Source organism: Terrabacter sp. P2_E3, from assembly GCF_056403915.1.
The window spans coordinates 290,211-301,667 of sequence record NZ_JBFUEN010000002.1; the positions used below are offsets into that span (position 1 = coordinate 290,211).

Sequence of the window (11,457 nt, forward strand, 5' to 3'; positions counted from 1 at the left end):
TGGTCGAGTTCAGGGCCCGTGTCGAGGTCGTTCGTCGAGCGGTGCCTGGCCGGTCCTCGCCCGCTGCGGCGTCCTCGCGGCCCGGGCGGCGAATCGGGGGCGAGCGGTGCGCCACCGTACGATGGGCCCATGAGCGAGCCAGCCGACCAGACGTCCGCCAAGAAGGTCCTCCTCGCGGCGCCACGCGGCTACTGCGCCGGTGTCGACCGGGCGGTCGTGACCGTCGAGAAGGCCCTCGAGCTCTACGGGCCGCCGGTCTACGTGCGCAAGCAGATCGTGCACAACAAGCACGTCGTCACCACGCTCGAGAAGCGCGGCGCGATCTTCGTCGACGAGACCGACGAGGTGCCCGAGGGTGCCACCGTCATCTTCTCGGCCCACGGGGTGGCCCCCGTCGTGCACGAGGAGGCGCGGGTCCGCAGCCTCAAGACGATCGACGCGACCTGTCCCCTCGTGACGAAGGTGCACCGCGAGGCCGTCCGCTTCGCCGACGACGACTTCGACATCCTCCTCATCGGGCACGAGGGGCACGAGGAGGTCGTGGGCACCGCGGGCGAGGCCCCTGAGCACATCACGCTCGTCGACGGTCCCGCCGACGTCGACAACGTCACCGTGCGCGACCCGGAGAAGGTCGTCTGGCTCTCGCAGACCACCCTGTCGGTCGACGAGACGATGGAGACGGTCGCTCGCCTCAAGGAGAAGTTCCCGGCGCTGCAGAGCCCGCCCTCCGACGACATCTGCTACGCCACCCAGAACCGCCAGCTTGCCGTCAAGCAGATGGCCAAGGACACCGACCTCATGATCGTCGTCGGGTCGCGCAACTCGTCCAACTCGGTGCGCCTCGTGGAGGTCGCGATCGAGCACGGAGCCCGGGACGGGCATCTCGTCGACTTCGCCGACGAGATCGACGAGGCGTGGCTCGACGGTGTCTCGACCGTGGGTGTCACCTCGGGTGCCAGCGTGCCGGAGGTGCTCGTGCGTGACGTGCTGACGTGGCTCGCGGAGCGTGGCTACGGCGAGGTCGAGGCGGTCATCGCCGCCGAGGAGTCGTTGCTCTTCTCACTGCCCAACGAGCTGCGCCGTGACCTCAAGGCCGCCAAGGGCGAGGACGCCGGCACGGTGCGCCACGACGCCGCCTTCGAGGACTCCGGCTCGCTCCACTGACGCGATGACGCCCTCGCGTCCCCGCCGCCCCGTCAGCCGCCGAGCGCCGTGGTCAGGGCCGGCTGGAGGTCCTCGACCGTCTCGGTCGAGACGTACTGGCCACCCGTGATCGCCACGACCTGGCGCATCGCGGCCGCGTCCGCGCGACCGCCGATGCCGAGCACGACGACCCGGACCGGCCGCTTCGGGTCCTTCGCGGCGGCGAGACGCTTCTTGAGCAGCTCGAGGGTCAGGCCGTAGTCGTCCTCGTTGGGGCCGTCGGCGACGATGACGAGGGTGTTGGCGTAGCCGGGCCGCCACGCGGACCGGGCGCGGTCGTAGGCGGCGGCGATGGTGTCGTAGAGCCCGCTCCCGCCGCCGACGTAGGTGTCGAGCCGTGCGACGGCGTCGTCCAGCGCGCCGAGGCTCTTGCTGACGCCGAGCCTGCCGTAGTCGGTCAGCTGCCGGTAGTCGTCGGCGCGGCTGCCGACGTGGAGCGAGTAGATCCACAGGGACGCCATCGTCGTCGGGGAGACGGCGGCCACGGCGCGGGCCGTCGACTTCTGCACGATCGCGAGACGGGTGCCATTGTCGGTGCGCTCGAGCATCGAGCCGGAGACGTCGACGGCGAGCAGGGCCTGGGTCTTCTTCGCTGCGGCATTCCAGAGGCCGGCGGCCTTCGTGAGCGAGGCGCCCTCGGCCTCACCGGCCACGTGGATCTCGCCGTACAGCGGCGATGGATCCTTGGGGTCGCCATCGGCCGTGCGGAATCCGCTGTCCTGCAGGACCTTCCGCGTGTCCGCCGATGTGAGGTAGTGCTCCAGCGCGGTGACGGGACCGGTCTTGTCCGGATCCTTCGTCAGCGACACGAGGGAGTACTCCAGGGCCGGGGCTCCCTCGGACGGCGCCACGGCCGCCAGCGCCTGGTCGGGGTGGGCGGTGTTCCACGCGACGAGCTGCGCCTGCGAGACGACGGCCCCGACGCTGCGCCCGGCCGTCGCGATGCCGGCGAGAGACACGCCGCCGGTGCCCGTGGGCGCTGACGTCGCCGCGAGCGTGCGCAGCCGGGCGTCCGGGAGCGACGCCGACGCGACGCCGAGCGCGATCCGGGCGATCGCCGACCGGTTCGGGTCGGGGATGCGCATCGGCACCGGACCGCCGAGCAGGTCGGCCCAGCGCAGGCGGCTGCCGAGGCCGGACGCGGTCTCGTCCTTCATCGCCACGAGGACGGCGCTCGAGGCGAAGGGCTCGCCGGGCGTGACCGGGGAACCGGAGACAGCGTTCGCACGCCCGACCCAGACGGACGAGTCGGTGATCCAGGCGTCGGGGCGCCCCGCACCACCGAGCGACCCGGCGACCGAGAAGGGCTCCTCGGAGTCGATCGTGTAGGCCGCGCACGGGCCGTCCGACCGTGCAGCGAGGGAGTCGGCGGCGGCGGCCACGGCGGGCGCGATGGCCGGGGCCACGGACACCCGGACCTTGACCGGGTCGGCGCACGACGTCGGCTGGGCAGCGGTGGTGGGCAGGGCGGTCGGGACCTCACGGAGTCCGACGTAGCGGAAGGCGCCGTAGCCGACGCCGGCGACCACCGCGAGGGTCGCGACGGCCGCGATGACGCGCGTGCGACGGCGCCGGCGGGCATGCTCGCGCTCGGCCGCCTCGAGACGCTCGCGCGACTCGCGCAGGCTCTGCTCGTACGGACCGATGCGCCGGGTCGGCGCGCTGGAGTCCTCCGGACCCGGGCCCCCCGCCCCGGTCACGATCTACCCAATCCCACGCGCGTATTGTCCGCGGCGCCGTAGCAGGTGTCCACTTCCCGGACAAATCGGACATCGCCGCCCGCGACCCGAACTGCCTGCCGCACAGGGGCGCCCACGGCTGCCACCCGACGAGCCGACGACCACGCTCCCGCGTCGACCGGCCGCGCCGGACGGTCCGGCTCAGGCGGACTGCTCGCGGGGGTCGTCGTCGGACCCCTGACGGGAGTCGACGCCGGCGGCGCCTGTGCCCCCCTGGCCAACTGCCCCGCTGCGCCCGACGGCATGGCCGAGGAACGCGTCGTCCCGAGCCGTGCGCCCGAGGTCGTCGGTGAGCTCCGCCGCGCTGAGCGAACGCGGTGCGACCTCGAGCGGCTCGAGGGTCGGGGGCGCGTCGGTGGTCAGGTGCAGCTCGTGCATGCGTCGCGCCGTGACGAGCACCCGCGACTCGAGGGTGCCGACGAACCGGTTGTACTGCTCGACGGAGCGCGAGAGGGACTGGCCCATCGTCGTCACGTGCCCGCCGAGGGTCGTCAGACGCGCATAGAGGTCCTGGCCGATGACGAGCAGCTCGCGGGCGTTCTGCTCGAGGGCGTCCTGCTGCCAGATCGCCCCGATGGTGCGCAGGACGGCGAAGAGCGTGCCCGGGGAGGCGAGGACGACCTTGCGCGAGAGGGCGTGCTCGTAGAGGCCGGGGTCGTCGGAGAGGGCGGTCGCGAGGATCGCCTCGCCGGGGACGAAGCAGATGACGACCTCGGGGGAGCGGGTGAAGGCCGTCCAGTACGCCTTGGCGGCCAGGCCCTCGACGTGCCGCCGCAGCGAGGTGGCGTGGGCGGCGAGCAGCTCGGCACGCTCGACCTCGGACACGGTGTCGCCGTGGGCCTGGAGGAAGTGCGCCATCGGCGCCTTCGAGTCGACGACGACGTGACGGGAGCCGGGCAGGTTGATGACCGCGTCGGGTCGCACCGTCGCGCCGTGCCGGCTGACGCGCGTCACCTGCTCGTCGAAGTCGCAGCGGGCGATGAGGCCCGCCAGCTCGAGCACGCGCCTCAGCTGGACCTCGCCCCAGGCGCCGCGGACGGTGGAGGCGTTGAGGGCGCTCGCGAGCGTCGCCGTCTCGGAGCGGAGTGACTCGGTCGAGCGGCTCACCTCGGTGAGGCGCTCGCCCAGCTGGCCGAACTGGAGGGACCGGTCGCGCTCGAGCGCCCCGACCTGGCGCTCGACCCGGCCGATGGTGTCGCGCAGCGGGGCGAGCAGGCTCGCGGTCGTGTCGTCGACGTCGCGGGCGGCCTCGAGGTCGGCCACGCGCTCCCGGAGCACGTCACGCTCGGCCTCGGCGCCGGCCGACCGGGCCAGCAGGGCGGAGCGGGCCGAGAGCCAGGCGAGCAGGCCCCCGACGAGTGCCCCGATGACGAGGCCGACGAGCAGAGCGGTGAGGTCCATGCGAGCACCGTCCCAGACGGCGCCGACACCGTGGGGACGCGACACCCGGCCACGTCCCAGACGGCTGCGGCGGGCGGGACGTGGCGGACGGCATACGCCCGGGGTGGGCGGCGCGTCGGGGACGTCTGTTACACCTTGTCCGTGAGCGAGTACGACGACGCGACCCGGCTCGAGACCGGCGACGACCCCACGCAGCGGCACGGCACCTTCCACGAGGAGTGGATGATCGGCAACGCCGTCAACGGCGGCCTCGTCATGACGACCGCCCTCCGGGCGCTCGGCGAGCACCTCGCCTCCGACCCGACCGAGACGACCGAGCACGTCGACCCCGTCGTGCTGTCGGCGTACTTCATGACCGCCTCGCAGCCCGGGCCGTTCACCGTCACCACCGAGGTGATGCGGTGCGGCCGGAAGCTCTCGACGGGGCAGATGACGATCCACCAGACCGGCGACGACGGCCGGCCCGTCGAGCGGATGCGCGCCATCGGCTCGTTCGGCAACCTCACCGACCTCGACGTGCAGCGCCAGGCGAGCCCGCCCGAGATGCCGCCGCCCGAGCAGTGCGTCTCGGCCGAGCAGGCGCCGCCCGACTTCCTCGCCAACGCGAAGTTCCTCGAGCGGCTCGACCTGCGGCTCGACCCGAGCACCGCCGGGTGGGCGCTCGGCAAGCCCTCGATGCGCGGGGTCATGCGCGGCTGGCTGCGGCTGCGCGACGGCCGCGAGCCCGACACGACGATGCTCATGATGGCGCTCGACGCCCTCCCGCCCGTCGCCTTCGACCTCGGGCTCTTCGGTTGGACCCCGACGCTCGAGTTCACCGGCCACGTGCGGCGGCGACCCGAACCGGGCTGGTTGCAGGTGACGCTCGGCAGCGACACCCTCGGCGGCGGGATGATGGAGGAGGACGCGATGATCTGGGACTCCGCCGGCAACCTCGTCGCGCAGTCCCGCCAGCTGTGCGGCGTGCGGCTGCCCAAGGCGGGCGGGTGAGCGTCGAGCTCGTCTACGAGACCCATTCGATCACCGAGGACAACGAGGCCGGGGTCGCGACCGGCTGGCTCCCCGGTCGTCTCTCGGAGGAGGGTCGTCGTCTCGCCGTCGAGCTCGGGCGACGGCGACCCGCGGGCGGGTTCGCCGCGGTCTACACCTCCGACCTGGCCCGTGCCGTCGAGACGGCCGAGCTCGCCTACGGCGGCACCGACGTGCCCCGGCACGCCGACGCCCGGCTCCGCGAGTGCGACTACGGCCGGCTGAACGGGGGGCCCGTCGCCGACCTCGAACGCGTGCGGCTCGACCACGTCGACGTGCCCTTCCCGGGCGGCGGCCAGAGCTACCGCGACGTCGTCGACGCGACGGCGGACGTGCTGCGCGACCTGCGGCGCGACCACGAGGGCGAGCGTGTGCTCCTCATCGCCCACTCCGCCAACCGCTGGGCGCTCCAGCACCTGCTCGACGGGGTGCCGCTCGAGCAGCTCGTCACCGCGCCCTTCGCATGGCAGCCCGGCTGGGACTGGACGCTGGCGTGAGCGGGGGAGGGCGGCATACGCCCTCGTGGTCGGAGCCGGGCCCGATCGCCACTAAACTCTTGTCCTCGTGGCACTCACCATCGGAATCGTCGGTCTCCCCAACGTCGGCAAGTCGACGCTCTTCAACGCGCTGACCAAGAACAACGTGCTCGCAGCGAACTACCCGTTCGCGACGATCGAGCCCAACGTCGGCGTCGTCCCGCTGCCCGACGCGCGCCTCGGCGCGCTCGCCGAGATCTTCGGCTCGGAGAAGATCCTCCCGGCCACGGTGAGCTTCGTCGACATCGCCGGCATCGTCCGCGGCGCCTCCGAGGGGGAGGGCCTCGGCAACAAGTTCCTCGCGAACATCCGCGAGGCCGACGCGATCTGCCAGGTCGTCCGCGCCTTCGAGGACGGCGACGTCGTCCACGTCGACGGCAAGGTGAGCCCCGCGAGCGACATCGAGACGATCCACACCGAGCTCATCCTCGCCGACCTCCAGACGCTCGAGAAGGCCGTGCCCCGCCTCGAGAAGGAGGCCCGGGTCAACAAGGACAGGAAGGCCGCCGTCGACCTCGCGGTCGCCGCGCAGAAGGTCCTCGAGGAGGGCCACACGCTGTACGCCGCCGGGCCGGCTGCCGGGGTGGACCTGACCGAGGCCAAGCAGCTCGGACTGCTGACGACCAAGCCCTTCATCTACGTCTTCAACCTCGACGAGGACCAGCTCGCCGACGCGGACCTCCAAGCGTCGCTGCGTGAGCTCGCGGCACCGGCCGATGCCGTCTTCCTCAACGCCAAGCTCGAGATGGACCTCATGGAGATGGAGCCCGACGAGGCGCTCGAGCTGCTCCAGAGCTTCGGCGCCGAGGAGTCCGGCATGGACCAGCTCGCCCGCACCGGCTTCCACACGCTCGGGCTGCAGACCTACCTCACGGCCGGCCCCAAGGAGTCGCGTGCGTGGACGATCGGCAAGGGGTGGACCGCCCCGATGGCCGCCGGCGTCATCCACACCGACTTCCAGCGTGGCTTCATCAAGGCCGAGGTCGTCTCGTTCGACGACCTCGTCTCGGCGGGGAACATGAACGCCGCCAAGGCCGCCGGCAAGGTCCGCATCGAGGGCAAGGACTACGTCATGGCCGACGGCGACGTCGTGGAGTTCCGCTTCAACGTCTGAGCGGGCTCACACCCAGGGTCGGTCCGCGCTGTCACGCATGCGTTTGACCGCGAAGAGCTCCCGGCTGCCGCACCGCTGGCAGACGATCACGTCCTTGTCACCCGGCTGGCGTCGATACATGTGCCCCATGACCCAGCACGGGGCGTTCCTCAGTCGCATGATCGGTCCTCTCGCCCGCGCTCAACAGCCGCCGCTGCCGTCGCCACCGCAGCCGCCGCCGTCGAAACCGCCGGAGAATCCCCCGCCGAACCCGTCGCCGTTGGCGTAGCCCCAACCGCTCTCGGCCCCGAAGCCGGCGGAGTCCCATCGACCTGCGCCGAGCCCGGTGCCTCGCGCACCGGGACGGTGCCTACCGCACTCCGTGCAGGTGCGGCCGTGTGTCGGGTCGTCCGCCGCAGGCTCCCAGCGGTGCCGGCCGATCATGCACGTGAAGCTCTTGGTCGTGTCCATGCCTCAGGATCGGCCGCGACCCGGCCCGCCGTCTGTGCGCGTCGCTACACATGGCGAGGTTCCTGCTCGTGGCGACCGGTGGACAGCGAGCCGTGACCGCCGGTGAGGCCTGCAAGGGCTCGCCCGTGAAAAAAGCAGATCCCCGACCAGAAGGTCGGGGATCTGCGCGGGACCGAAGTCACCGAAGGCTGTGGGGGGTCAGATGCCCTTGACCTTCTCCGCCTGGGGGCCCTTCGGGCCCTGCGTGACGTCGAACTCGACCTTCTGGCCCTCCTGGAGCTCGCGGTAGCCGCCGCTCTCGATGGCCGAGTAGTGAACGAAGACATCGGCGCCGCCGCCGTCCTGCTCAATGAAGCCGAAGCCCTTTTCGCTGTTGAACCACTTCACGGTGCCTGTTGCCACTGGTGTTGCCTCTTCTTGTCTGCGAGGCCTCCCGTGCGGAGACCTCAGGCTGCCGCTGGTCACGACGGGCGCGTCACGCGAACCTTCGCGCAGCAGCTTCGTCGTGCCGAGCCCGCACGTGACGGACTGGGACGGCAACTGGGAACGAAGGTAGCAGTCCCAGGCTCCCCTGACCCCGTCCCGGTGGGTGCGAGCCCAGTGTGTCCGGGCTTCGAGATGCGCCGGGGACCGCGTGGCGCACGGTTCACGTGTATTCGGTGCCGCTCCTGCGTCGCAGTTCCGACGAAGGCCTGTCGGGCGCGACAGCGACGAGTAGCGTTCGTGGGAGTCACATCGGGCCCGGACGAGGGAGATCGAGATGCCGAACCAGGCAGACGGAGCACTGCTCGTGCAGGTGGCCCAGTGGGGCTCCACGATGGGCATCGAGGAGGCCCAGCAGGCGATCTGGTCCGACGACTTCGACCCCGAGACCGCCACCACCGACGACGTGCTCGTCTCCCGAGTCCTCAACTGGGGCGAAACCATCGGGACGCTCACGAAGAACGGGCTCCTCGACACCGACCTCGTCCTCGACTGGCTCTGGATGTCGGGACTGTGGTCGCGCGTCGGGCCCGCAGCCAAGAAGCTGCGCGAAGAGCACGGCGTGCCTGAGCTGTACGAGAACTTCGAGGCCCTGGCCACGCGGCAGGTTTGACGCGCCACCTCCGACACTCAGTGGCCGGCGACGCCGGTGTGGCGGGCGAGCGTCGAGCCGTAGGTGCCTGCGCCGGGACTGCGGACGAAGAGCGAAGGGTCGACCTGCGCGGCCTCCGGAGAGTTGGGGAAGCCTGCGAGCCATTCCGTGACCGCAGGTGACCCGGCCACCGCGGCGGCGACGGACGCGAGGAGCGAGTGCGCGTAGAGCAGCGCGCCACCCCCAGCGGCGCCGGAACCGACCGCGTGCCCTTCGGTGACACCCTGGCCCGGGCGGCGCAGGATCCTGACCAGATGTCCATGGTCGAGCAGCTCCGCCGAGAAGGCGGCCTGGGCGAGGTCGGCCGGCTCTGCCGTCGGCGGCCGCAGGCCCTCCGGCAGGTCGTGGTCGAGACGCAGGAAGAGAGCCTGCGACTGCTCCGACGAGAGCGTGGCGAAGGCTTCGCGGTGTGCCTGGCGGAGCGCGTCCGAGGACGCGACGCGCAGCAGGAAGGCGTATCGGGCGACGTCCAGCGCCTGCCCGTCGGATGCGTCGTCACCGTGCTTCCGTGGCCGGACCTTGCCGAGCCTGTCGCCAATCCCCATGAGCACTCCTCGAGCACCACGCGTCGTCGACGCGGACCATCCTGACCCGTCGATCGTCCTCCGGTGTCGTGCGAGGGGACAAGGGGCTGGGCCACCCTCGTCCCGGTGCGTCGCCGGTCGACGCTAGGGTTCGGCGCCATGAGCGACGTGACGATCCTGCACAACAACCGCTGCTCGACGTCCCGGGCTGCCGTCGAGCGCCTCGACGACGCGCACGTCGCGGCCGAGGTCGTCGACTACCTGCGCCACCCGCTCGACGCGGCCGCGCTGGGCGACCTGCTCGACAAGCTCGAGGACCCACCGACCGACCTCGTCCGCCGCGACGCGCACTTCGCCGAGCTCGGGCTGACCGACGCCGACGTCGAGACCCGCGATCAGGTCGTCGCCGTCCTGGCCGAGCACCCGCGGCTGCTCCAGCGACCCGTCCTCGTCAAGGGTGACCGCGCCATCATCGGCCGGCCGAAGGAGCGGGTTGCGGCCTTCCTCGCCGACTGAGCTCAGTCGAGGCCGAGCCCGCGGCGTCCCGTCTCGTTGAGCTGCTCGGGGGCGAACCGGTCGGGCCAGCTGCGCTCGTAGTCCTCCTCCGGGAAGTCGCTCGGGCTGGAACCGCTGAGGAACGCCTCACGCACGCTGGCGGCATACCGCTCGTTGCGCTCGCACCATGGCGCGGCGGGGATGTACATGACGTTGCCCCAGCCCTGCTGGTCGGTGACGGGCGCGACGCTGTGGATCATGTCGCAGTGCCACCAGACGGAGTCGCCGGCGCGCACGTCCGGGATGCCGCTCAGGGCCTCGAGCAGGAGCGGGTGCCACCGCTCGCTGGCCGGGAACACCTGGTTCGTCGTGACCCCGCACATGTCGTCGTCCGGGACGTCGTCGAGCAGCGGGCGGAGCATGAGGTATGCCATCGCCTCGGGGATCGGGACCGTGTGCAGGACGCCCTGGTCGTGGTCCATGTCGGACAGCGCGGTCCAGCCCTGGAAGGTGCGGAAGGCGGAGCACATCGTCGTGCCCGGGTACTGCGGCCCGGAGGTCCGGTGGGCCGCGTCCCACGGGTCGTACTGCTCGACGCTGCCGTCGAAGAGGTGGCGGAAGGCCTGCTGGTAGCCCTGCGTCATCCAGAGGTCCAGCGTGCCGGGGTCGCAGTGCGCCCCGAGGCCGTTCGAGTCGGCGCCCGGCGGCCGGCGGCGGATGCGGTCGGGGTAGAGGGAGTCGCGGTCGGGGTCGAACCACTGCACGCCGTCGGACTCGTGCGTCCACTGCGCGTTGAGCAGCGACTGGACCGTGGCCATGCGCTCGCTCTGTCGTGCCTCCATCTGCGCGGGGGACCAGTAGACGGGGTAGATCTCGGGCTTCGAGCCGACGCTGCCGAAGAAGTCGTCGCCCGGCCCCCGGTAGCTCTCGAAGAAGGCGTTGCCCTCGACGTAGTCGACGATGCCGGCATCCCAGGCGAGCGCCTGCTCGCGCGGGAAGTGGCCGCGGACGACGAGGCAGCCGCGCCGACGCAGCGCCTCGAGCTGCTCCGGGGTGACCGTACCCTGCTCGATGTCGGCGTAGTGGATGACGGGCCAGACGTCCTCGCCGCGCTCGCGGGCCGCGCGGATCTCGGCGACGCGCTCGGCGACCCGCGCCTCGACGACCGCGAAGACCTCGGCGACGGTGCGGCCGGACGCCTCGATGCGCGCCCGGATCGCGCTCTTGACCTCGCGGATCGCTGCGGGCAGGTCGTCGGGCGGGGTCTCCCAGTGCGGGAGGTCCGTGTCGGCGGGGGTGACGTGCGTGGTGGTCATGATGGTTCCTTTGGTCAGGACTCCTTACGAAGAACGACGGTAGCGCGTCGTGACGCATTTGGGCAAGAGTCCTAACTAGAATGGGTGCATGTCGTCCGCGAAACCGAGCCTCGACCTGCTCCGCTCGCTCACCGAGGAGCACGTGCTGCACGCCCTGATGGAGCACGGGCGCCTCACCCGGGCCGAGGTCGCAGCCCTGACCGGCATCTCGAAGCCGACGATCTCCGAGGGGGTGCGACGTCTCGTCGACGCCGGCCTCGTCGTCGACACGGGGGAGCGCAGCTCTGGCCGTGGTCGGGCCGGGTCCTACTACACGCTCGCGCCCGACTCCGGCGCCGCCCTCGTCGTCAGCATCACCCCGCACGGGGTCGTGGCCGAGGCCGTCGACGCCTTCGGCGAGGTGGTCGCCGCGACCGACATCGCCTTGGCGCGCGACGCCGGCGTCGGCGCCGTGGGCCTGGCCCTGACGCGGGCCGTCGCCGAGATCGCCGGCGGCGGACGAGCCGGCACCGGCG

The 11,457-nt window shown here is 71.8% G+C and carries 13 protein-coding genes; 7 read left to right on the plus strand and 6 right to left on the minus strand.

All coding sequences use genetic code 11. The annotated features are described in order from the left end of the window. Positions 1 to 129 precede the first annotated feature (129 nt). Positions 130 to 1,164, plus strand: coding sequence for a 4-hydroxy-3-methylbut-2-enyl diphosphate reductase (locus AC1DW8_RS03185; protein ID WP_056770981.1), 1,035 nt, complete (start codon positions 130 to 132; stop codon positions 1,162 to 1,164). 32 nt (positions 1,165 to 1,196) lie between these two features. Here the strand turns inward: AC1DW8_RS03185 and AC1DW8_RS03190 are convergent, their stop codons facing one another. Further along, entirely contained in the window at positions 1,197 to 2,903 is a 1,707-nt protein-coding gene (locus tag AC1DW8_RS03190; RefSeq protein WP_478091771.1) for a substrate-binding domain-containing protein, read from the minus strand. 180 nt (positions 2,904 to 3,083) lie between these two features. Beyond that, complete coding sequence (locus AC1DW8_RS03195; protein WP_056772601.1) at positions 3,084 to 4,343, minus strand: DNA recombination protein RmuC; 1,260 nt, start codon at positions 4,341 to 4,343, stop codon at positions 3,084 to 3,086. A 141-nt stretch (positions 4,344 to 4,484) separates the two neighbouring features. Between AC1DW8_RS03195 and AC1DW8_RS03200 the strand changes: the two genes are divergently transcribed. From AC1DW8_RS03200 to ychF, 3 genes are all read left to right on the plus strand, one after another. Further along, the gene (locus AC1DW8_RS03200; RefSeq protein WP_056822035.1) at positions 4,485 to 5,333 is read left to right on the plus strand and encodes a thioesterase family protein; all 849 of its coding nucleotides are present in this window, start codon (positions 4,485 to 4,487) and stop codon (positions 5,331 to 5,333) included. Further along, positions 5,330 to 5,869, plus strand: coding sequence for a histidine phosphatase family protein (locus AC1DW8_RS03205; protein ID WP_478091774.1), 540 nt, complete (start codon positions 5,330 to 5,332; stop codon positions 5,867 to 5,869). Before AC1DW8_RS03200 ends, AC1DW8_RS03205 begins: the two co-directional genes overlap by 4 nt. A 67-nt stretch (positions 5,870 to 5,936) precedes the next feature. Beyond that, complete coding sequence (ychF, locus tag AC1DW8_RS03210) at positions 5,937 to 7,022, plus strand: redox-regulated ATPase YchF (RefSeq protein ID WP_478091776.1); 1,086 nt, start codon at positions 5,937 to 5,939, stop codon at positions 7,020 to 7,022. 180 nt (positions 7,023 to 7,202) lie between these two features. On the opposite strand, the gene AC1DW8_RS03215 is transcribed toward ychF, so the two are convergent. Together AC1DW8_RS03215 and AC1DW8_RS03220 are read right to left on the minus strand one after the other, a co-directional pair. Continuing rightward, positions 7,203 to 7,472, minus strand: a complete 270-nt coding sequence (locus tag AC1DW8_RS03215) for a hypothetical protein (RefSeq protein WP_478091781.1) — start codon at positions 7,470 to 7,472, stop codon at positions 7,203 to 7,205. Between the two features lie 198 nt (positions 7,473 to 7,670). After that, positions 7,671 to 7,874, minus strand: a complete 204-nt coding sequence (locus tag AC1DW8_RS03220) for a cold-shock protein (protein ID WP_009777120.1) — start codon at positions 7,872 to 7,874, stop codon at positions 7,671 to 7,673. Between the two features lie 358 nt (positions 7,875 to 8,232). Here AC1DW8_RS03220 and AC1DW8_RS03225 point away from each other — a divergent pair, with 358 nt between their 5' ends. After that, a complete protein-coding gene (locus AC1DW8_RS03225; RefSeq protein ID WP_056822026.1) occupies positions 8,233 to 8,568 on the plus strand; it encodes a DUF4760 domain-containing protein in 336 nt (111 codons plus the stop codon). 17 nt (positions 8,569 to 8,585) lie between these two features. Here AC1DW8_RS03225 and AC1DW8_RS03230 read toward each other — a convergent pair whose 3' ends face one another. Beyond that, positions 8,586 to 9,152 (minus strand): hypothetical protein, encoded by a 567-nt coding sequence (locus tag AC1DW8_RS03230; protein ID WP_478091783.1) that lies wholly within the window; start codon positions 9,150 to 9,152, stop codon positions 8,586 to 8,588. Positions 9,153 to 9,290: 138 nt separating this feature from the next. On the opposite strand from AC1DW8_RS03230, the gene AC1DW8_RS03235 reads away from it, so the two are divergent. After that, positions 9,291 to 9,647, plus strand: a complete 357-nt coding sequence (locus tag AC1DW8_RS03235) for an ArsC/Spx/MgsR family protein (RefSeq protein ID WP_056770955.1) — start codon at positions 9,291 to 9,293, stop codon at positions 9,645 to 9,647. Positions 9,648 to 9,649: 2 nt separating this feature from the next. Here the strand turns inward: AC1DW8_RS03235 and AC1DW8_RS03240 are convergent, their stop codons facing one another. Next, on the minus strand, positions 9,650 to 10,942 hold the full coding sequence (locus AC1DW8_RS03240; RefSeq protein ID WP_442296054.1) for a DUF1479 domain-containing protein: 1,293 nt from the start codon (positions 10,940 to 10,942) through the stop codon (positions 9,650 to 9,652). Between the two features lie 88 nt (positions 10,943 to 11,030). Here AC1DW8_RS03240 and AC1DW8_RS03245 point away from each other — a divergent pair. Further along, a partial coding sequence (locus AC1DW8_RS03245; protein WP_478091786.1) for a MarR family transcriptional regulator occupies positions 11,031 to 11,457 on the plus strand: 427 nt, incomplete at its 3' end.